This is a genomic window from Sphingomonas sp. AC435, from assembly GCF_979253005.1.
This window is the reverse complement of sequence record NZ_CEEDCJ010000006.1, coordinates 135223-157117: the sequence shown is the minus strand read 5'-3', so window position 1 is coordinate 157117 and position 21895 is coordinate 135223. Positions and strand designations below refer to the sequence as shown.

The following is a 21895-nucleotide window of genomic DNA, read 5'->3' as shown; positions in this document are numbered from 1 at the left end:
GAAAGGACTGGCTGAGAGGGGTGATGTGCGATGAAGACGGTGAATGGTGCCATCGCCCTGTTGCTCGTGGCTGCGGCGATGCCGTCGCCCGCACCCGCGCAAGCGGCATCGGAGCCGGTTGTCGCCGGACGCGCCGAGATCCAGGCGCAAACCCAAGCCATGCTGGCCGAGATGAAACCGGATCAGGGTTTCATGTGGCGTCCGGTCCTGCGCGACGGCGAGACCGTCGCCGCGATCGAGATCTGGAAGAAACCCGGACGTCCCGCGGTTCATCCGACCGAGGCGGAATATGCGATCGTGCTGGAGGGATCGGGCACGCTGATTTCGGGTGGCACCCTGAACGACGCGAAGACCAGCAATCCCGGTCTGGTCGAAGGCAGCCGGATCGAGAACGGCGCGACGCGCAGCCTCGGCCCGGGCGATGTCATCCTGATCCCCGCGGGCGTGCCGCACTGGTTCGGGATCACCGGCGAGCGGCTGATCCTGCTGGGTGTGAAGCTGCCCGGATCGAAGTAGCGCCCGACGCGGGGGTGGTCGCTGCCGAACGTTGCTCGTAAGCGGGGCGGCATGATCAACGTCCTCGCTGCATTCGCCTTGTTGCCCGCCGCGGCTCCCCAGACATCGCTGCCGAGCCCGACGACGCTCCTGCCGGGCAAATGGGACGTTACCTCGACGATGGTCGACGCGGTCATTCCGGGCGCGCCCGGGTTCCTCGTGCGCATGATGCGGGGCAAGTCGAAGGCGGAGCACAAGCGCGTGATCGCCGGGCAGACGATCGAAGCCCTGCTCGCACCCGATCCGAAGGCGAAGTGCCGGGTCGATGCTCAACGCATCGCAGACGGCAGATATACGCAGCAGCTGAGCTGCCCGCAGAAGCGGGGGGAGGCGATGCGGATCGCGCGGGCCGGCACCTATACGCGCGACGGTTTCGCCGGCCGCGCGACGGTCAGCGGGGCCACGCCCAAGGGGGCGCTGAACATCGTGCTGGATCAACGCGCCGGCCGGGTCGGCGACTGACGGTAAGACGCGGACACAGGATCGTTGACGCGGGCACGGGATCGCGGTTCAACCCCGTCATGACTTCGAACTCCGCACCGATCCTGTCCCGTCGCGAAATCGTCGCCGGCGGCGGCCTCGCTCTGGCACTCGCCTCGTCGCGCGTCTCGGCGGCTTCTGCGCCCGGCCTGATCGCCGGCACCTATGCGCGGGAGGGTGGCTCCGGTGTGGTGACGCTGATGCCGGAACGGGGAGGTTGGGCCGCGGGCGCGGCGCAGGCCGCGATCCGCAACGCGTCGTTCGGCGTTCGGGCCAGACGCGGCGGCATCCGGTACCTGCTCGACGAGCAACAATCGGGAATGGTCGGCATCTACGACCACGGTTTCCGGCGGCTCACGCAAGCATCGACGCTCGGCGCGGACCCGTGTCATGCCGCGCTCAGTCCGGACGGATCGATGCTGGCGGTCGCGAACTATTCCAGCGGCGACGTCGCGCTCTGGCGCCTCGATTCGGCGACGGGTCTGCCGCGCGGCGACGCGCAACTCACGAGGCACGCAGGGCAGGGTCCCGATCGGGGTCGGCAGGCGGGTCCGCATGCGCATTGGGTAGGTTTCACGGCGGATGGCGGCATCCTGCATTCGGTCGATCTGGGCGCGGACGCGGTGTTCGCCCACCGAATCGACGCGCGTACGAAGACGGTGACCGGGACGACGACCGCTTACCGTGCGGAGCCGGGATCCGGTCCGCGCCACCTCGTAAGACATCCGCGATTGCCGGTGGCGTATCTGGTGGCGGAATTGGCGAACACGGTCACGACGTTGAGCGCGCGGGCCGACGGATCGTTCGCGGCCCGATCGGTCGTGTCGACGTTGCCCAAGGGTTTCGGCGGGGTGTCGGCGGGCGCGCATATCGCGATCAACGCCGCCGGCACGCGGCTGTACGTGTCCAATCGCGGCCATGACAGCATCGCGGTCTATACGATCGCGCGCGACGGTTCGCTGACGCTGGCTCAGCACGCGGCATGCGGCGGGCACTGGCCCCGCTTCTTCCTGCTGCTCGAAAGCCGGGGCGAGATGCTCGTCGCGAACGAGCGGTCGGGGAATATCGCCGTCCTGACGATTGGTCGCGACGGTCGCCTGCGGGGGAGCGACGCCACCGTCCGGATGCCGGGCGTGGTATTCCTGGCGATCTGACGCCGCCGCCTGCCGATCGATCGTCACATCAGTCACACGTCAAGGGTCGCCTGAGATGCACAGCATGGATCGCCGATCGATCATCGCAGCCGGTGCCGCGCTGCTGGGTGCGTGTGCGCCGGGGACGCGGCCGGGTGGCGGGAATACCGTGCCGACACGGTTCGTGACGGTCGATGCAGGCGGATTTCGGCGCGGTGGCGAACGCTATCGCTATGCCGGGGCCAACATCTGGTACGGGGCCTATCTGGGCGCCAATACGCCGTACGGCGACCGCGCGAGATTGCGCCGCGAGCTCGATCGCTTGCAGGCACTGGGCATCCGCAACCTGCGCCTGCTGGGTTCCGCAGAGCTGTCGCCCCTGAAGAACTCGATCACACCCGGATTTCGCGACCGCAGCGCGACCTACAATCAGGATCTGCTGGTCGGGCTCGACTGGACGCTGGCGGAGATGGCCCGGCGCGACATGACGGCGGTCCTGTACCTGACCAATTTCTGGGAATGGTCGGGCGGGATGATGACCTACCTCTACTGGGTCAATGGCGGTCGCTACATCGACATGAACGACCCGGCGCATCCCTGGCCGGCGTTCGCCGACGCCACCGCCGCCTTCTACGCCAACGCCCCGGCGCAGGCGCTGTACCGCGACTATATCCGCGCGGTCGTCACCCGCACGAACAGCGTCACCGGCCGTGCCTATGTCGACGATCCGACGATCATGGCATGGCAGCTGGCGAACGAGCCGCGCCCCGGCGGGTCGGACGCGGTCGCGGTGCCGAACCTGCCGGCATTCTACGACTGGGTCGACGGCACGGCACGCTACATCAAGGCGCTGGACGGCAACCACCTCGTCTGCACCGGGTCGGAGGGATTGAAGGGCTCGATCGAACGCGAGGAGGTCGTGCTCGCCGCGCATCGCTCGCCCGCGATTGATTACCAGACCGCCCATATCTGGCCGAACAACTGGTCGTGGATGGACGCCACCAATCTGCCCGGCACCTACAATGCGGGCGCGGCGAAGGTCGCGGACTATATCTCGACTCATGTCCGGCTGGCGAAGACGCTCGGCAAGCCGCTGGTGATCGAGGAGTTCGGCTATCCGCGCGACGGGGCGGCGGCGTACGACCCGACAGTCACGACCGTCTTCAAGGACCGGTTCTACCGCCAGATCTATGCCGCGATCGAGGCGGATGCGGCGGCGGGCGGACCGCTCGCCGGCTCCAACTTCTGGGCCTGGAACGGGGAGGCGCGGACGCCGCATACCGACCACCGCTTCCGACGCGGCGACCTGAACTATATGGGCGACCCGCCGCACGAACCGCAGGGCTGGTACGGTGTGTTCGACAGCGACGCGACGACGCTGGCGGTGATCCGCGCGCACGCCGTGGCGCTGGCCGGGGCGCGGGGTTAATGGGCGGCCGGTGGATCACCGCCCTGGGCGGGCTGGCGCTGATCGGGGCGGCACCCGCAGCGGACAGGGTAACGGTGGTGCCGGTCGCCATCGGCGAGCAGTCCGGTCGCGCCCTGCCGATGCACATCGTAGGGCGGGCCGAGCGGACGGCGGACGGCGACCGGCGGCAATGGCCGGGCACCTATTGGGAGGCGGCGTTCGAGGGCGCGGGCGTATCGCTGCGCGTCGGTGAAGGCGACGTGATTCTGAAGGTCTCGGTCGATGGTGTCCCCACGGCGACGCTGGTGAAGCCAAGGCCGGGCAATTACGCGATCGACGGCCTGACATTCCGCCGGCATGTCGTTCGCGTCGATGTCGCCAGCGAAAGCCAGGCGGGCGCAACGGTTTTCGGCGGGCTGTACGCCACCGGCATGACCCGACCGCTGCCCGCGCCGACGCGGGCGCACCGGATCGAGTTCATCGGCGACTCGCACACCGTCGGCTACGGCAACACCGCGACGACGCAGGACTGTACGGAGGCGCAGGTGTGGGCGACGACCGACACCGCGCAGGGGTTGCCGGCGGCTCTCGCACGGCGCTTCGATGCGGATTATCAGGTCAACGCCATCTCGGGCCGCGGCATCGTGCGCAACTACAGCGGCTTCGCGGCGGACACGCTGCCGACCGCCTATCCATTCGTGCTGTTCGACAAGGCCAGCCGCTATGCGCCCGCGGGGTGGCAGCCGCAGTTGATCGTGATTTCGCTCGGGACCAACGACTTTTCGACGCCGCTGCACGCCGGGGAGCCCTGGGCGACGCGAGATGCGCTGCATGCGGCCTATCAGGCGCGCTATACGGCGTTCGTGCGGCAATTGCGCGCGCAGCATCCGCGCGCCCACATCCTGCTGTGGGCGACCGACATGGCGAGCGGGGAGATCGCGGATCAGGCGGGGCGGGTCGCGGCGACGCTGCGCGCGGCAGGCGACCGGCGCGTGACGTTCCTGCCGGTCCCGGGGCTGGCCTTCTCCGGCTGCCATTCGCATCCGTCGCTGGCGGACGACCGGCGTATCGCCGACCGGCTGGCCACCTACGTGGACGCGCATCCGGGCTTGTGGGCTGGACGGTGAGGCACACCGGAACCGCACGTGTGCCTATGGAGATCAGCGCACGTCCGGCTCGCCGATGTGATGCGCCTTCCACCTCATCGCCATCAGGATACGCGTCCGGCCGGACGGGTGATCGAAGAAGACGATTTCTTCCAGCGCGCCGGGCTCCAGCTTGCGATACTCGCCCAGCTTCAACGCCACTCGCGCCCAGCCATCGGGTGCGCGAGAGGTGTTGATGCCGAAATAATCGGCCTGCATCTCGTGGAAGCGGATCAGGCTGTTGGTCACCGGCGTCAATAGCAGCGCCAGCACACTCGCGACGATCGTTGCCGGAACCACTATCGCGGGATCGTCGCGACCAGCGATACGCCAGCGGTCGCCGAAGCGCCTCACCAGCCACGGGGTGGCGCGATCGAGCACCAGCAGGAAGAGACCGGCGATCAGCGTGAACCCGATCAGCAGCGACACCGAATGTCCCAGCACGTAGTGGCCAAGCTCATGCCCCATCACCGCGCGCACCTCCGGCGGCGATGTGCGGTTCAGCAGATTGTCGTTCAGCGCAACCCGTACCGTCGGTCCTACACCTGCTACATTCGCCGAAATGCGCTTCGTCTGGCGTGACGCGTCGACCACCAGCACATTGTCGGTCGGCACGCCGTTCGCCTGCGCCATTTGCAGGATCTGGGCGCGCAGCGGCGACGCCGGCATCGGCGTGTAGCGGTTGAACAGCGGCTGGATGAAGACCGGACCCAGCAGCAGGCCGACGAGCAGGAAGGCGCCGCTGACCAGCGTGCCCCATGCCCACCAGCTACGCGGCAATTTCCGATAGAGCGTCAGGATCGCCAGCAATGCCAGTCCGCCCAGGATCGTGCCGATCGCCGTTCCCGTAAGCCATTCGCCGAGCCAGCCCGCCAGCGTCTGATTGGACATGCCGTATTGCTGCTCGCGCAGCCAGCCGACGTAGATCGACCAGGGAAGCGTCACCACGCTGGTCACGAGCAGGTACAGGATGACAAACAGCAGCGTGCCGGCCGCCCTACGCCGCCCTGGCCATCGGCCGGCCTTCTGCGACAGACGCGCGACGATGCCGGTGTGCAACAGGCTCCAAGCGATGCCGATCCCGACGATCGCATTCCATAGGACCAGCCAGTATCCCCCCTCGAAATACGCGTCGGAACGCGTGCGGGCGGCGCCGCTGATCGTGCCGAGATAGGCGTCGGTCGCCGCCACCGGATCGAAACCCTGCGCCGCCGGTGCGGCCTGCGCCAATGCCGACAGGATCAACGGTATCATCATCGTCATCACCCCCCGTGATGACCGGAGGCTAGCCACTCGCGGTCAGGAGCGCCAGCGCCGTGTCGTTTGCCGCTCCATATGGCTTGATCGACATTCACCGCCAGTTTGGGTTTCCCATCGGCTCATGCCTCCGAACACGTCCGGGTGACGGGTAACCTGAAACCCAACGCCCGCCCTGACTATCGATCGCCCGGGACCGACCCGGTCAGGCGAAGTCGCCGAGTTTTTCAGCATCGTCGTCGGGCAAATCGTGCCTCTGCGGCTGGTCGTCCGGCCCTCGCGTGCCGGGCTCTGTGGACATATCGCCGGGGTCGGGCTCGTTGCCGGGGATGCGGGTCGGGTTCATCGTCTTCTCCTAAGCGGTCAGCGGAGGAACGCGCGAGAACCCGAAAGTGGCATCGGAAGGCTCGCCTCACGCACGTCACCCGGGGCTGTCGATACGGGTCACTCTTGCCGGCGCCTCTCCGTCGTGGCCGAGCGGGTGTCAGTCGCCTAAGCATCGAAGGCGGTGTCGTCGGTCACCGCCTGCCAAGTTGCGATCCACTTCACGCGCCAAGCGTAACCGGCCCCATCGGCACGATCGATCCGGCGCGTACGAACAGCGGCATGCGCTCGAGCGGCGCGGGTACGGTTGAGCTGCTGCCACCGGCATAGCTTTTGCCGGTCGAGAAGTCGTACCATATCGTCCCGCCGGGAAAGTACACGCTGCGGCTGCGCGCCTTGTGGTCGGTGACGGGAGCGACGAGGAACGCCTTGCCGAACAAATACTGGTCGTCGATCTTGCGCGCCATCATGTCGGCGGGAAGTCCACGGCCAGCCCAGAAGGTGTTGGCGTAACCGGGTCTCTTCCGGTCTTTGTTCCCCTGGCGCAGATTGCCCTGATAGAGGGGGCCTTTGGCCGCCAGCTCCTTGCAGGCGTCGGTGGTCGGGTGGAATTTCGGCCAGACCGAGATCATGAAGTTGGTGTTATCGCCGTAGACCGCGTCGATCATCGCCTTCGGATCGGGGAGGCGGGTCTTGTCGAAGCGATGGCTGTTCCAGTCGTTGTCCCGCCAATAGCGCCAGTCGAGCTTGATATTGCCGAGGGGGGTATTGAGCTTGCGATGGGTGTCCACGACGTCCACGACCTCCTTCTCGGCATCGTAGCGCTGGCGCGACTGGCAGAAGCCATACCCCTATTTGGGCATCATCTCCGCCTTGCGCGTCGGGCGGAGATAGCCGGCGATGACGTCGTCCATGTCGTCGCCCGGTACGAACCCGTAATGCTTGGCCTGCGCGACATCGCTGGTCAGCCACGCCGAATGATGGTCGGCGGCGGGCAGCGGGTGGTTGTGCAGCAATGCAATACACCCGGCATTCGGCTCCCTGCTGGGACACCGCCACACAGGGCTTGCCGTCGCCGCTGGTCGCAGGGAATGCGGGCTGCCCCGCCTCCGCCAGCACCAGCTTGCCCGCCGCATCGAGGAACCGGACCTGGCCGGTCGCGAGATCGACATCCGCGGTGGCCTTCGTCGCCTTGCACAGAACGTGGCCGCGCGCCTCGGTGACAGTGAACGGGCTGGTTGCGGGTGGGTTCGGCACCATCAAGCTGGGGATTGGGGGGCCGATGTAGCCGTTCTCGGCGTGACCACGACGGCGGTCGCGAACTTGCGCCAGCTTTGCGCCTCGACCAACCCGATAGCGCTACCGAGCATCAGCGTGGCGAAGACCCCTGAGACCTTGTCAGGCCAAATGCGACGGTTTTCAACCGGCCGTGGCGGGACATTGCTTTACCGGTACCAAAGCGTGCTAAGCCGATGGTGAACAACGGAGACTTGGTTGCCGATGTCGCCTCGCCGTTTTATTATGCTGGTCCTGCCCGCCGTCGTCATGCTGACGGCCGCCACCCCGCCGCGTGTGTCTGAGCCCGTGTCCTCAATTCGGCTGAACCAGATCGGCTTCCTGCCCGACAGCGGCAAGCGCGCGGTGATGGCCGATGCGTCGAAGTCGCCGCTGCCTTGGCAGGTCGTCGATCCCGGCGGTAACACGATCACGTCGGGGCGGACGACGGTGGTCGGCGATGACGCCGCATCCGGCGATCACGTCCATCTGATCGATTTCGGCCGACTGACGACACCGGGTACGTACCGTGTCGTGGTGGCGGGACATACGAGCCGCGCCTTTCCGATCCGCGCCGGGCTGTACGCGCCGCTGGCGGCGGCGGCGCTCAACTACTTTTATCAGACCCGCGCCGGCATCCCCATCGAGGCAAAATTCGCCGGCGGCGCACGATGGGCACGACCGGCGGGTCACCCCAAGGAAATCGCGCCGTGCTTCAAGGGCAAGGACGAGCGCGGCACGGATTGGGCGGGATGCAGCTATTCGCTGGACGTGACCGGCGGCTGGTACGATGCCGGAGATCAGGGGAAGTACGTCGTCAACGGTGGCATATCGCTGTGGACGTTGCAGAATCTATACGAGCGACAGGCGGAAAAGGCGCGCTCCGCCTTTGCCGATGGCCCCGCCCGCATCCCGGAAAGCGGCAACGGGATCGACGACCTGCTCGACGAGGCGCGGTGGGAAATGCGCTTCCTGATGGCGATGCAGGTACCGGACGGCGGCAGGGCGCGGGTGCCGGTGGGCCGACTGTCGCGCGGCGCGGCGCTGACGTTCCGCGATATCGATGCGGGCGGCATGGCGCACCAGAAGGTCGCCGATCGTCGCTGGACTTCTCTTCCGACGCGTCCGCAGGACGACAGGGAGGACCGGCTGCTCTATCCGCCAACGACCGGCGCGACGCTGAACCTCGCCGCCACCGCTGCGCAATGCGCCCGCATCTGGCGCACCGTCGATGCCGGCTTCGCCGCGGCGTGTCTGACCGCCGCCGAGCGGGCCTATGCGGCAGCCCTGCGCAATCCGGAGGTCTACGCGACCAGCAGCTTTACCGGCAGCGGCGGTTACGGTGACGACGACCTTGCCGACGAACTCTATTGGGCGACGGCGGAACTTTGGGCGACGACCGGCCAAGCGCGGTACGGTGAGGCGCTGCGGCGGATGCCGGCGTTCACCGCGACCGTGCGCGAGCCGAACTGGGGCAGCGTCGCCGCGCTCGGCACGATCACGCTCGCCACGGCGGCGGGTGTTCCACAGGCCGATGCGGCGCGGGCGAGGGCCATGCTGGTCACGGCAGCGGACCAATTCCTCGCGGAGGAGGTGCGGTCGGGTTACCGCATCCCGTACGCGACGCTCGCCTATCCGTGGGGATCGAATTCGTCGATCCTGAACCGGGCGATGATCCTGGGGCTGGCACACGGCTTTACCGGCGAGGCGCGTTACCGCGACGGGGCCGTGGATGCGATGGATTACGTGCTCGGCCGAAACCCGCTCGATCAGAGTTACGTATCCGGGTTCGGGGCACGGCCGCTGATGAACCCGCATCACCGTTTCTGGGCGCACCAGCTCGACGCGACGCTGCCGGGGCCGCCGCCGGGGGTCGTGTCGGGCGGGCCGAACTCGACCGCGATGAGCGATCCGATCGCCGCGGCGATGAAGGGCCGGTGCGCGCCGCAGCGATGCTGGAAGGACGAGATCACCGCCTATGCGTTGAACGAGGTGGCGATCAACTGGAACGCGCCACTGTTGTGGGTGGCGGCGTATCTGGACGAGCGGCAAACCGCCGGAGAATCACGATGACCTGGATGCCGACCCGTCGCGACAGCATCGCGGCTCTTGCCGCCGCGGCGCTGGTGCCGCAACTCGCCCGCGCGGCGGCAGCCCCCGGCCTCGACGCGGTGGCGCGGAAAAAGGGAATGCGGTTCGGGTCGGCGGTGTCGGCCAATCCGCGCGGCGGCTCGTTCGACAATCCCGCTTACGCCGCGCTGCTGCGCGCCGATTGCGGGCTGCTGGTCGCCGAAAACGAGATGAAGTGGCAGCATCTGCGACCCGCGCCCGACCGGTTCGACTTTGCCGCATTCGACCGCATGCTAGGCTGGGGCGAGCGCAACGGCATGGCGATGCGCGGCCACAATCTGTTGTGGCATCGGCGCAAGTGGATGCCGCGCTGGCTGGAGGCGCAGGATTTCGGCGCACGCCCCGCGACGGAAGCGGCGCGCATCCTGACGACGCACATCCGCACGGTGACGCAGCGATATGGCGCGCGCATCGCCAGCTATGACGTCGTCAACGAAGCGGTGACGCCGGACACCGGCGGCCTGGAGGAGACGGCGCTCAGCCGGGCGATGGGCGGCGTGGAGGCGACGCTGGATCTCGCGTTCCGCACCGCGCGCGCCGCCGCGCCGCACGCCGAGCTGGTCTATAACGACTATATGAGCTGGGAGCCCGGCAACGCCCGGCACCGCGACGGCGTGCTGCGGCTGCTGGAGGGGTTCCGTCGCCGCGGCACGCCGGTCGATGCGCTCGGCGTGCAGTCGCACATCATGACGCAAGGGGCCGACGGCCACGCGGGCGTGCTGGCGCAGCAGGACGCGTGGCGGCAGTTCCTGAAGAACGTGTCGGACATGGGGTACGGGTTGCTCATCACCGAGCTCGACGTGCGCGACAACGGCTTGCCGGTGGCGATCGGCCCGCGCGACCGCGGCGTGGCGGAGTATGCGCGGGCGTATCTGGACGCGACGCTGGAGTTCCCGCAGCTGCGCGATGTCGTCGCGTGGGGAATGTGCGACCGGTTCAGCTGGATCGAGGGCTTCGAACCGCGTGCCGACAAAGCGGCGCGGCGTCCATGCCCCTATGACGAGGCGTATCGCGCGAAGCCCCTGCACGCGGCGATCGCCGCGGCGTTGGCGAACGCGCCGGCGCGGTCCGCGAAGTCGGGCACGCGCTGACGGGACGCGGCCCCGCATCTCGGCCGCCCATCGACGCGGCGTCGCAACGTCAGACAAAAAGAAGGGGAGGCGGCACGGGCGTGCCACCTCCCCATGTCATCCCGGGGTGTGGATCAGTAGTTGGCGCGCAGGATGATCGAATAGCGCCGGTCGTTGGTGAAGTAGGACCGCGGAGCGAGGTCGTTCGAACCCGCCTTGTAAGCCTGCAACAACTTGGTCGTGGTATTCGTCAGGTTCACGCCCTGCACGCCCAGCTTCACGTAGCGGTTGATGTTGATGAACGCCGAGGCGTCAAGCTGTCCGGTCTTGTCGTTGAAGATCGACGTGTAGGGGAAGATCACGTCCGCCGCCGTCAACAGGAACCGCGACCGCCAGTTGTAGGCTGCCCTCAGCGAGATCGGCCCCTTCTCGTAGAACACCGTCGCGTTGAAGTTGTGCTTCGACAGTCCTTCCAGCGGCAGATTACCCTTCGCGACCGTCGAATTGGACGACGGCGTGCCTCCGTTCAGGAACGAGTTCGGCAGGCCCGAGCTTTCGATATAGGTATAATTGCCGTTGAAGCCGAAGCCGTTGAGCAATCCCGGCAGGAAGTCGAACGTCTGCTGATACGCGACCTCGAAGCCCTTGATCTTGCCCTTGCCATCGTAATTGGCCGGGCCGCGCGCCTGGATGTTCTGGGTAATGCCGTTGTTCGTCACCGACCGGTTGACCAGCGACTGGTAGAAGAAGCCATCGACGGTCTTGTAGAAGGCGTCGAACGACAACTGCCCGACACGGCCGAAATACCACTCGATCGTCGCGTCGAACTGCCACGCGGTCGCGGGCTTCAGATACGGGTTGCCCGCGTTGATCGTGACGGTGCCCGATCCCGGTTCCAGTGCATAGGTGACGTAGGGACGGATGTTCGCGAAGTCCGGACGAGTCAGCACCTTCGACCCGGCGAGGCGCACGATCAGGTCGCGCGTTACGCCGAACTTCAGGTTCGCGCTCGGCAGGAAGTAATGATAGCTGTTCGAGAAGGACGCCGGCTGCGATGCGTAGCCGTCGGTGGCGAAGGTGCGGAGGCGCGTGTACTCGGCCTCGCCAAGGTTACACACGCCGCTCGGCTGCGTGACCTGCACGGTGCCGTCGGGCAGCGTGCGGGACGTGGCGACGCAGCGTACCGCAAATGGATCGACCACGCCGAGCTCGGTACGGTTCGGCACCGCGGTCGCGGTCCGTGAGGCGTTGGCAGTGTGAACGTAGCGCAAACCGACGTTGCCCGAGACGCGGACGTCGCCAAACAACGGTTCGTTATTGCCGAATTGGAGCATCGCGTAGGCGGCCGTGTCTTCCTGACGGACGTTGGACACCTCGGACGGCAGGTACGCCGTACCCGCGATTGCGCCCGCGCGCTGGCCAGCTCCCACGAAACGGTTGCTGGCGGTCGCGCCATTGGTGTTGCGCCAGATATCGTTCTGCGCCTGGAAGAACTGGACCGCGCTGTCGTAGCCCTTGATCAGGTCGCCGTTATAGAAATGGGCGGTGGGCGGGGCACTGGTCTGGCCGCGGTAGAAGTTGTCGAACGAATAGAGCGACGAGCGGCTGGTATCGCCTTGGTTGAACGTCACCGGCGCTCCCGACCAGACTTCGCTGATCGCGCCCCAGTTATAGGCGGTGTAGCGCACGTCCTGCTGGCGTTCGGCATAGCGCGCACCGAACTTGACGCGCTGGAGGAAGTTGCCGTCATCGAACTTGTACGCGAAGTCGCCCTTGATCTGGTACTCATCGCCGACGCTGTCCTCGATGTGGTCCATCGCCGCGCGCCAGAACTGGAAATCACGGCTCTGAAAATATTCGGAGTCGCTGGCGGCGGCCATCGCCGGGTTGGGGGCTGCCCAATTCGCCGACAGCGTCAGCGGCTTGTGCGGGGTGACGACCGGCAGCTTGCCCGTCAGGTCCAGCTCCTCGTCGGCAAAGGTCGACCCGAACACGCTCAGGTCGGTGACCTGGTGCCGCGCATAGGTATAGTCCGCATCGAGGTTGATCGACCAATGGTCGTCCGGATTGATCTTCAGGTTGAAGCCGGCATCCTTGACCAGATTCTCGTCATAGACCTGACGACGCGACAGCGATTGCTGCATGCCGCCGGTGGGAACGGTCGTCGTCGGCGACCCGCTCGACGCGGTGCGCCAACCGGAGCCGGGCAGCGTGATGAAGCCGCTCTGGAACAGACCATTCTGGTCGTACGCGAAATTCGGGAAGGAGTTGCCCGCCGGGTTGTAGCCGTTGCCGCGCTGATCGGTCCCAAACGCGAAATTTCCGCCGGTGCCGAGCGCGCATTCCGCCCGCGTCGTGCTGTTGTTCGCGCCGTTCAGCGGACCATTGCCGTTCTGCTGGCAGCCCGCGGGATAGGTGTTGTATTCCGACAGATCGGGCGCGGTTTCGAACGTGTGCTCGCCCCAGGCGTTGCTGGAATGCGTGCGCAGGAACTGCGCCGTCAGCGAGGTGCGCTCGTCGTTGCTCTGCCACTGGACCGCCAGCGCCTGTCCGTCGCGCTTGCGGTCGTAATCCTGGCTGCGGAACTGGCCGCCGATCGGCGCATAGGCGATGCCGAGCGGGTCGGCGAAGCCGTCCGCACCCGCGATGCCGGTGTTGCCGCAGATGTTCGACGGATTGGGGAAGGACGCGCCGCCGACGCCGTTGACGTTGCCGGGCAGCAACGTGTTGGCGTCCGTGTTGCCGGGCAACTGGTTGCGGCAGGTGACGGTGGTGTTGGTGCCCGTGCCCGTCGCGGCCTGGATGCCGTCGCGGGTCTGGAAGTTGGTGACTTGGATACCGTCAGCGCGGCTCTTCAGCCGCGAATAGGACGCGTTGGCGAGGATGCCGAACGTGCCGAGCCCGGTATTCCAGGTGTTGGTGACCAGGATCGAACCGGTCGGCGACCACTTCTTTGCGAAATCGCCATAGTTCGCCTCGACACCGCCGCCGATGTGGAAGCCCTTGTTATCGAACGGCTTGCGCGTGTTGAGGTTGACGGTTCCGGCCAGACCACCCTCGATCAGGTCGGCGGTCGCGTTCTTGTAGACCTCGACCGAGCCGAGCAGTTCGGACGGCACGTCGGCGAAGTTGATCGCCTGACCACCAATGCCGGCGGAGAAGGTGTCGCGACCGTTGAACTCGGACCGCACGAAGTTCAGGCCGCGCACGTTCACGCCCGAACCCTCGACCGAGAAATGGTCGGGGTCGTTGTTGCCGGCAAAGCGATTGATCGAGACGCCGGGCACGCGCTGCAACGCTTCCGTCACGGAACGATCGGGCAGGGCGCCGATGTCCTGCGCAGTGATCGCGTCCACGACGGTATCGGAGTTGCGTTTGATGTTCTGGGCGTTCGCGAGGCTTTGACGAATGCCGGTGACAACGATGTCATCAGGGGACACAGCATCGTCGGCCTGTGCGCCTGTCGCATTTTGCTGAGCCGCCGGATCGCCGCCCGGCGTGTTGGTCGATGTCGCCGATCCGGCAGTGTTCTGGCCGCTGACGGCACCCGTCTGTGCATAGGCCGGGGCGCTCAACGCGAACACGCACATCGCGGTCGCGGACACACCCAGCAGCACGGCTTTCTTGCCACGGCGTGTATTCGCCGCAAGCTCCGAAGTCATATAATTGGCGGACATTCAGACCCCTCCCCAAACATAAAGACGACGTCTTGTCGCGGTTTGACCACGCAGCATCGTTCAGCCCAAATGTTACGATTGCACTTCAGGTGTCGCAAGCGGAAATGTTCGCGCTACCAAAAAATGCCGGACCGTTGCTGGAATGTCGCGGTCGGCTCTGTCCAACCTCCATGTAACTGGTATGAAACGGCAGAAGTGCGGCCACGCAGCCGTGCCCCGAACCGGGACGGGAGTAGATGGAGACGGCAACGCGTCAACGGGTTGTGGTGGTAGGTGGCGGTACCTCTGGCTGGATGACCGCGGCTGCGCTCGCCAAATTGCTGCCCGACCGCTGCGACGTGCATCTGATCGAGTCGGAGGCGATCGGCATCATCGGCGTGGGCGAGGCGACGCTGCCGCACATCCGCGCGTTCAACGAACGGCTCGGCATCGTCGAGGCCGATTTCATGGCGACGACGCGCGCGACGTTCAAACTGGGTATCGAGTTCCGCGACTGGGGGCGGATCGGCGACAGCTACATCCACCCGTTCGGCACGTTCGGCCGCGGCACCGGCGACGTGCAGTTTCATCATTATTATACGCGCCTGCTGCACGCCGGCATCGAATTGCCGCCGATCGAGGCATTCTCGATGGCGTGCACGCTGGCGAGGACTAACCGCTTCGCGCAACCCTCCACCGATGCGCGGCAGATCGCGTCGACTTTCGGCTATGCGTATCAGTTCGATGCGGTGGCCTTTGCGCCCTATCTGCGCCGGTTCGCGGAGGCGCTCGGCGCCCGCCGGAGCGAGGGCCGGATCGTCGACGTCGAGCGCGACGGCGGGAGCGGCGATGTCAACGCTGTCGTGCTGGAGGACGGCCGGCGTATCGAGGGCGACCTGTTCGTCGACTGTTCCGGCTTTGCGGCGCTGTTGATCGGCAAGGCACTGGGCGAGCCGTTCCAGGACTGGTCGCGCTGGCTGCCCGCGGATCGGGCGGTGGCCCTGCCGTGCCGCACCGAGACGGCGGTCACCCCCTTCACCAGCGCGGTCGCGATGCCGTCCGGCTGGCGCTGGCGCATCCCGCTCCAGCACCGCACCGGCAACGGTTATGTCTTTGCGAGCGGCTTCGTGTCGGAGGAGGCCGCCGCCGACGCGCTGACCGCTGCGGTGGAGGGGACTCCGCTCGCCACTCCGCGCGTGCTGAAGTTCACCGCCGGCCGACGGGAGCGGGCATGGGCGCACAACGTCGTCGCGATCGGGCTGGCGGGGGGGTTCCTCGAACCGCTGGAATCGACGAGCCTCTATCTCGTCCAGCAGGCGATCACCGCATTGGTCGAACTGTTCCCCGAACGTCGCGCATCGTCGGTCGATCGCGACGAGTTCAACCGCATCGTCAACATGGAATATGACCGCGTCCGCGACTTCCTGATCCTCCATTATCACGCCACCGAGCGCGACGATTCCGAGTTCTGGAATTACGTGCGGACGATGCCGATCCCGGACAGCCTGGCGGAGAAGATGGAGCTGTTCCGGCGGCGGGGTCGCATCGTCAAGTACCGGGAAGGGGCGTTCCTCGATGCCAGTTGGGTGTCGGTCTATCTCGGCCAGCGGGTGATGCCCGCCGGTTACGACCCGCGTGCGGCGGGGCCATCGGTCGACAGTCTGGTGGCGGGCATGGAGCAGATGCAGGCGGAGATCCGCGCCGCGGTTGGCGGGATGCCCGATCACCGGACCTATCTGGGCGACTATTGTCCGATGCCGGTCGCGGCGTGAGGAATTTGGACGATCCGATCCGCAGCGTCGTGGTGGTCGGCGGCGGCATCGTCGGCTGGTCCGCCGCCGTCGCGCTGCGGCGGCGGGTGCCGGGGCTGGCGGTGACGATCGTCGCGACCGAGCCGCCCGCGAACGCGCTCGCCGACCGGATCGCGCAGACGCTGCCGTCGACGGTCGGGTTCCATGACGATCTGGGCCTGAGCGAGGAGGATGCGGTGCTGCGCGCGGGCGGCACATGGCGGTCGGGTACGCTGTTCGAGGGCTGGGCGGAGAGGCTGCCGGGGTACGTCCACGCGTATGGACCCTATGGGCAGCCGTTCGGGACGGCGTCGTTCCACCACCACTGGGTGCGGGCGGCGCAGGCTGGCGGCGCTGCGCCGTTCGACGCGCATTCCCCCGCGGCGATGCTGGCGCGGGCCGGGCGGATCGTGCCGGCGGGGGTGGAACCCGAGGCTCCGTTCGCAGGGATGCAGCCGGGGTTGGTGCTCGACATCGCCCGCTATCGCGCGATGCTGGCGGCGTTCGGGCGGCATCTGGGCGTTACGGTGCGCGACAGTGCGGTGGCGGAGGTGCGCTTGCGCGGCGCGGACGGCTTCGTCGAGGCTGTCGTGCTGGCGGACGGTAGCGTGGTCGAGGGCGACCTGTTCGTGGATGCCGCCGGTCCGGCCGGGATCGTGCGCGGGCGGATCGATACAGATTGGGAGGACTGGAGCCGCTGGCTGCGCTGCGATCGGCTGGTGCAGGCGGACGGGCCGGCCGAGCCGCCGTCGCCGCTCGACCACCTCGTCGCGGAGGAAGCCGGCTGGCGCTGGACCACGCGCGCGCCGGGTCGGACGTTGCGCGGGCGGTGCTATGCCAGCGGTTTTATGGTGGCGGACGGGGCGGGTTCGCCGGTCGAGGGGGATGTCGTCTCCTTCGAGCAGGGCACACGGCCGAACGCGTGGGCGCGCAACTGCGTGGCAATCGGCGATGCGGCGACGGTGATCGAGCCGCTCGACTGGACGAACCTGCACCTCGCGCAGAGTGCGGTCGACCGGATCGTGTCGATGATGCCTGGCCGCGCCTGCCACCCGCTCGAAATCGCCGATTATAATCGTCAGGCGGCGGCCGAGGTCGTTCGCGTGCGCGATTTCGTCCTGTGCCATTACGCCGCTGCGCGCCGGCCGGAGCCGTTCTGGCAGGTGCCTGCCGACTTACCCGAGAGCCTGACGAGCACGCTGGCGCTGTTCGCCGAGCGCGGCCGGCTGCGCTTCTTCGAGGAAGAGACGTTTGCGCGCGACGACTGGCTGGCGGTGCTGCTGGGGCAGGGTTTCCTGCCGCGGCGGACCGACCCGCTGATCGGCGCGACGCCGCCCGACCGCTCGGACGCCGCGATGGCCGGATACCGCGCCGCGATCGTGCGGGCGCTGCCGCGTTTCCCTACTGCCGCCGACCATCATGCCGCCCAGATGAAACGGATTGCCCGATGAACGAACACACGATCCGCAACGTCGTCATCGTCGGCGGCGGCACCGCCGGCTGGATGGCGGCCGCCGCGATGTCGCGCTTCCTGAACAACGGGGTCACGCGCGTGACGCTGATCGAGTCGGAGGAGATCGGCACGGTCGGTGTCGGCGAGGCGACGATCCCGCCGCTGCTGACGTTCAACCGCATGCTCGGCATCAACGAACATGATTTCGTCCGTGAGACTGGCGGTACGTACAAGCTGGGCATCGAATTCGCGGGCTGGGGCGATGTCGGCGAACGCTATTTCCACCCGTTCGGCTCGCACGGTCACGACCTGGGCGGCGTGCATTTCCACCAGCTCTATCTGCGCGAACGCAAGCGTCGAGTGATGCAGGACATCTCCGCCTGGTCGATGAGCGCGGTAGCGGCGCAGGCAGGCAAGTTCGCAACGCCCGGCCCCAACGCGCAATCGGCGGTCAAGGACCTGCTCTACGCCTATCATTTCGACGCGGCGCTCTATGCCCGCTTCCTGCGCCGGTTCGCCGAGGGCAACGGTGTTCAACGACTGGAGGGCAAGATCGTCGACGTGGTGCTGCGGCCGGAGGACGGCCATGTCGCCGCGGTGACGCTGGAGGACGGGCGAGCGGTCGAGGGTGAACTGTTCATCGATTGCTCCGGCTTTCGCGGGCTCCTGATCGAGGAGGCGCTGCACACCGGATATGAGGACTGGCGGCACTGGCTGCCCTGCGACCGCGCGGTCGCGGTGCCGAGCCGCTATTTGGGCGATCCCGACCCCTTCACCCGCGCCACCGCGCGCAGCGCCGGCTGGCAGTGGCGCATTCCGTTGCAGCAGCGGATGGGCAATGGGCTGGTCTATTGCAGCGAGTTCATGACGGCGGAGGCGGCGGAGCGCGAGCTGCTCGCGAATCTGGAGGGCGAGCCGCTGGCGGAGCCGCGGCATCTTTCGTTCACGACGGGGCGACGGAAACTGGGCTGGAACCGCAACGTCGTCGCGCTGGGGCTGTCGTCGGGGTTTGTCGAGCCGCTGGAATCGACGTCGATCCACCTCGTCCAGTCCGGCATCGCGAAACTGATTGCGCTGTTTCCCGACTGTCGCTTCGACCCCGTCGAACGCGACGAATATAACAGCCAGATGGACGAGCTTTACGCCGACGTGCGCGATTTCGTGATCCTGCACTACAAGGCGACCCGGCGCAGCGACACGCCGTTTTGGGATCGGTGCCGCACGATGGACATTCCCGACAGCCTTCACCGCAAGATCGATCTGTTCCGCGCGAAAGGCCGCGTTTTCCGCGAGGGGCGCGACCTGTTCGCGACGACGAGCTGGGTCGCGGTGTGCCTCGGCCAGCATATCGTGCCCGACGAATACGAGCCGGCGGTCGACGCGCTGGACGAGGACAAGGTTGCCACCGCGCTGGAACAGATGCGCCGCGACTATTTACAGGTCGCGGACCAGTTGCCGACGCATGCCGACTTCTTGCGGCACACCGGCGCGACGCTGGCCAACGCAGCTACGCCGGTTGCGGCGGTGAAGGACGAGCCCAATTTCGCGTTCGCGTCGGAAACGCCGTTCAACTTTTCGGCGAATCCGCTGTGAGGGAGGACGCCATCCGCCGCGTCGTGATCGTCGGCGGCGGTACCGCCGGCTGGATGACCGCGGCGGCGATCACCCGCGTGTTGGGAGAGATACCGGGCCTGTCGATCGAGCTGGTGGAGTCGGAGGAGATCGGGACGGTCGGGGTCGGCGAGGCGACGATCCCGCAGATCGTGCTGTTCAACAAGATGCTCGGCATCGACGAAGCCGAATTCATGCGGGAGACGCGGGCGACCTATAAGTCGGGTATCGAGTTCGTCGACTGGGTGCGGCCCGGCCACCGCTACGTCCACCCGTTCGGCTTCTATGGGCTGGATATGAAGGGGATCGAGTTTCACCACCACTGGCTGAAGGGCAGGGTGCTGGGCGATCCGACGCCGCTCGACGCCTATTCGCTGGCGATCGTCGGCGGTTTGCAGGGCCGCTTCGCGCATCCGCGCCCGGACCAGCCGGGCTCGCCCCTGTCCAAGCTGGGCTATGCGTACCAGTTCGATGCGGGGCTGTACGCGCGTTTCCTGCGGCGGCTGGCGGAGGGGAACGCCGCGACCCGGACCGAGGGGCGGATCGTCGGCGTCGAGCGTGACGGCGAGAGCGGCCATGTCGCGGCGGTGGTGCTGCAATCGGGCAAGCGGGTCGCGGGTGACCTGTTCATCGACTGCTCGGGCTTTCGCGGGCTGCTGATCGAGGGCGAGATGGCCGCGGGCTTCGAGGACTGGAGCAGTTGGCTGCCCTGCGACCGTGCGGTGGCGGTTCCATGCGAGAATGGCGGCGACCGCCAGCCGCTGACCCGGTCCACTGCGCGCGACGCGGGCTGGCAATGGCGCATCCCGCTCCAGCACCGGATCGGCAATGGCTACGTCTATTCATCCGCTCACATCTCCGACGACGAGGCGACGGCGACGTTGCTGGCAAATCTGGACGGTCGGCCGATCGCCGATCCGCGGCCGCTGCGCTTCACCGCTGGGCATCGTCGTCGTGCCTGGGTCGGCAACGTCGTCGCGCTCGGACTGGCGGGCGGGTTCCTGGAGCCGCTGGAATCGACCAGCATCCATCTGGTGCAATCGGCGATCGCCCGGCTGATGACCTATTGGCCGACGAAGCGGTTCGACCGGCTGGAGATCGATCGGTTCAACGCCGCGCATGTCGCCGATTACCTCGACATCCGCGATTTCCTGATCCTACACTACAAGGCGACGGAGCGGACCGACACGCCGTTCTGGGATTATTGCCGGACGCTCGAGCCGCCGGCGGGGCTGGCCGACAAGCTGGCGATGTTCCGCCTGAACGGCCGCATCTTCCGAGAGGGAGAGGAACTGTTCACGGAGACGAGCTGGCTGTCGGTGATGGTCGGGCAGGGAGTAGAGGCGGGCGGATACCACCCGGCCGCGGACCTGCTGTCGGACACCGAGACGCTCTCGCGGCTCCAGCACATCCGTCAGGTGGTGGCCGACACTGCGACGTTGATGCCGGAGCAGGACGAGTATCTGCGCCGGATCGGTTGCGAACTGGCGGTCGCCGCGTGACCTATCTGCCGCTGCCCGAGATCGATCGCATCGATCGCCGCACGTTCGAGGAGGAGGTGCGCCCCGCGGCGCAGCCCGTCGTGCTGCGCGGGCTCGGCTGCGATTGGCCGGCGGTCGTCGCGGCGCGCGCATCGGCGGAGGAGGGCGTCGGTTACCTGAAGCGGTTCAGCCATCCGCAGCCGGTGTCCGCGATCCTCGGCGAGCCATCGATCGAGGGGCGGTTCTTCTACACGCCCGACCTGAAGAGCCTGAACTTCGTGCGCGGGCAGACGCCGCTCGATCCATTCCTCGACCGGCTGCTGCGGGACCGCAATCATGCGCAACCCTATGCGATGGCGATCCAGTCGGTGCCGTTGCCGCAATTGCTGCCCGGCTTCGCGGATTCGAACGAGAGCGGACTGCTGCCGCCCGCGGTAGTGCCGCGCATGTGGCTGGGCAATGCGATCCGCGTCGCGACGCATTACGACCTGATGGAGAATATCGGCGTCGTCGTGATGGGCCGGCGACGGTTCACGCTGTTCCCGCCTGACCAGATAGCAAACCTGTATATGGGGCCGCTGGAACTGACGCCGGCGGGGACGCCGATCAGTCTGGTCGATCCCGACGCGCCGGATCTCGACCGCTACCCCCGCTTCGCGGAGGCGGCGAAGGTCGGGCGATCGGCGACGCTGGAGCCGGGCGACGCGATCTACATCCCGTTCCACTGGTGGCATGCGGTGGTGTCGCTGGATTCGGTCAACGCGTTCGTCAATTACTGGTGGAACCCGGCGCGGACGGGGATGGGCAATCCGTACGACGCGCTGCTGCACGCGCTGGTCGCGATCGGGTCACTGCCGCAGGATCAGCGCGGCGTGTACCGCGACGTGTTCGAGCACCTCGTCTTCCGCATGAACGGCGAACCGGCCGCGCACCTGCCGGACGACGTGAAGGGCGTGCTCGGCACCGCCGACGCCACGACGGCGGCACGGATGCGGGCGACGTTGCTCGACAGCTTTTCGCGGGGCTGACCGTCCGGCCGGGGCAATGTTTGGGTTGGGAGGACGACGATCGCCCCAGCTGTGTTGTTGCGCTGGGCTGGCTAGCTACTGATCCGCTTCCAGCAGGGA

General features: G+C 67.1%; 16 protein-coding genes and 1 pseudogene. 12 read left to right on the top strand and 5 right to left on the bottom strand.

Annotated features, from left to right (window positions below; translation table 11 throughout):
• Window positions 1–30: 30 nt before the first annotated feature.
• The 5 genes from AC0CH8_RS13160 to AC0CH8_RS13140 are packed head-to-tail and all read left to right on the top strand — an operon-like array spanning window position 31 to window position 4703.
• Window positions 31–516, top strand: coding sequence for a cupin domain-containing protein (locus tag AC0CH8_RS13160; RefSeq protein ID WP_465240287.1), 486 nt, complete (start codon window positions 31–33; stop codon window positions 514–516).
• A gap of 51 nt (window positions 517–567) precedes the next feature.
• The gene (locus tag AC0CH8_RS13155) at window positions 568–1017 is read left to right on the top strand and encodes a DUF3617 domain-containing protein (protein WP_465240286.1); all 450 of its coding nucleotides are present in this window, start codon (window positions 568–570) and stop codon (window positions 1015–1017) included.
• 59 nt (window positions 1018–1076) lie between these two features.
• Window positions 1077–2189, top strand: coding sequence for a lactonase family protein (locus AC0CH8_RS13150; protein ID WP_465240285.1), 1113 nt, complete (start codon window positions 1077–1079; stop codon window positions 2187–2189).
• A gap of 55 nt (window positions 2190–2244) precedes the next feature.
• Window positions 2245–3597, top strand: a complete 1353-nt coding sequence (locus AC0CH8_RS13145; protein WP_465240284.1) for a glycoside hydrolase 5 family protein — start codon at window positions 2245–2247, stop codon at window positions 3595–3597.
• Window positions 3597–4703, top strand: a complete 1107-nt coding sequence (locus AC0CH8_RS13140; RefSeq protein WP_465240283.1) for an SGNH/GDSL hydrolase family protein — start codon at window positions 3597–3599, stop codon at window positions 4701–4703. The genes AC0CH8_RS13145 and AC0CH8_RS13140 overlap by 1 nt, the downstream gene beginning before the upstream one ends.
• A 33-nt stretch (window positions 4704–4736) precedes the next feature.
• Here AC0CH8_RS13140 and AC0CH8_RS13135 read toward each other — a convergent pair whose 3' ends face one another.
• The 4 genes and pseudogenes from AC0CH8_RS13135 to AC0CH8_RS13120 form a co-directional block, all read right to left on the bottom strand.
• Window positions 4737–5978: a M48 family metalloprotease gene (locus tag AC0CH8_RS13135; RefSeq protein ID WP_465240282.1), complete on the bottom strand. Its 1242-nt coding sequence runs from the start codon at window positions 5976–5978 to the stop codon at window positions 4737–4739.
• A 205-nt stretch (window positions 5979–6183) separates the two neighbouring features.
• Window positions 6184–6324 carry a hypothetical protein gene (locus AC0CH8_RS13130; RefSeq protein WP_204196728.1) on the bottom strand — a complete coding sequence of 47 codons (141 nt, stop codon included), beginning with the start codon at window positions 6322–6324 and terminating at the stop codon, window positions 6184–6186.
• A 199-nt stretch (window positions 6325–6523) separates the two neighbouring features.
• Window positions 6524–7138 (bottom strand): annotated as a pseudogene (locus tag AC0CH8_RS13125) (TIM-barrel domain-containing protein); the annotation flags it as partial.
• Window positions 7139–7153: 15 nt separating this feature from the next.
• Complete coding sequence (locus tag AC0CH8_RS13120; protein WP_465240281.1) at window positions 7154–7318, bottom strand: hypothetical protein; 165 nt, start codon at window positions 7316–7318, stop codon at window positions 7154–7156.
• A 484-nt stretch (window positions 7319–7802) separates the two neighbouring features.
• Here AC0CH8_RS13120 and AC0CH8_RS13115 point away from each other — a divergent pair, with 484 nt between their 5' ends.
• Both AC0CH8_RS13115 and AC0CH8_RS13110 read left to right on the top strand, forming a co-directional pair.
• Complete coding sequence (locus tag AC0CH8_RS13115; RefSeq protein ID WP_465240280.1) at window positions 7803–9650, top strand: glycoside hydrolase family 9 protein; 1848 nt, start codon at window positions 7803–7805, stop codon at window positions 9648–9650.
• Window positions 9647–10798, top strand: coding sequence for an endo-1,4-beta-xylanase (locus AC0CH8_RS13110; RefSeq protein WP_465240279.1), 1152 nt, complete (start codon window positions 9647–9649; stop codon window positions 10796–10798). The genes AC0CH8_RS13115 and AC0CH8_RS13110 overlap by 4 nt, the downstream gene beginning before the upstream one ends.
• A gap of 113 nt (window positions 10799–10911) precedes the next feature.
• On the opposite strand, the gene AC0CH8_RS13105 is transcribed toward AC0CH8_RS13110, so the two are convergent.
• Complete coding sequence (locus AC0CH8_RS13105) at window positions 10912–14454, bottom strand: TonB-dependent receptor (protein ID WP_465240278.1); 3543 nt, start codon at window positions 14452–14454, stop codon at window positions 10912–10914.
• A 236-nt stretch (window positions 14455–14690) separates the two neighbouring features.
• Here AC0CH8_RS13105 and AC0CH8_RS13100 point away from each other — a divergent pair, with 236 nt between their 5' ends.
• From AC0CH8_RS13100 to AC0CH8_RS13080, 5 genes are read left to right on the top strand one after another with little or no spacing between them, the layout of a single operon-like run.
• Entirely contained in the window at window positions 14691–16205 is a 1515-nt protein-coding gene (locus AC0CH8_RS13100; protein WP_465240277.1) for a tryptophan halogenase family protein, read from the top strand.
• The gene (locus AC0CH8_RS13095; protein WP_465240276.1) at window positions 16202–17674 is read left to right on the top strand and encodes a tryptophan 7-halogenase; all 1473 of its coding nucleotides are present in this window, start codon (window positions 16202–16204) and stop codon (window positions 17672–17674) included. Before AC0CH8_RS13100 ends, AC0CH8_RS13095 begins: the two co-directional genes overlap by 4 nt.
• Window positions 17671–19269, top strand: a complete 1599-nt coding sequence (locus AC0CH8_RS13090; RefSeq protein ID WP_465240275.1) for a tryptophan halogenase family protein — start codon at window positions 17671–17673, stop codon at window positions 19267–19269. Before AC0CH8_RS13095 ends, AC0CH8_RS13090 begins: the two co-directional genes overlap by 4 nt.
• The gene (locus AC0CH8_RS13085; RefSeq protein ID WP_465240274.1) at window positions 19266–20789 is read left to right on the top strand and encodes a tryptophan halogenase family protein; all 1524 of its coding nucleotides are present in this window, start codon (window positions 19266–19268) and stop codon (window positions 20787–20789) included. The genes AC0CH8_RS13090 and AC0CH8_RS13085 overlap by 4 nt, the downstream gene beginning before the upstream one ends.
• On the top strand, window positions 20786–21796 hold the full coding sequence (locus AC0CH8_RS13080; protein WP_465240273.1) for a cupin-like domain-containing protein: 1011 nt from the start codon (window positions 20786–20788) through the stop codon (window positions 21794–21796). Before AC0CH8_RS13085 ends, AC0CH8_RS13080 begins: the two co-directional genes overlap by 4 nt.
• The last annotated feature ends 99 nt before the right edge of the window (window positions 21797–21895 follow it).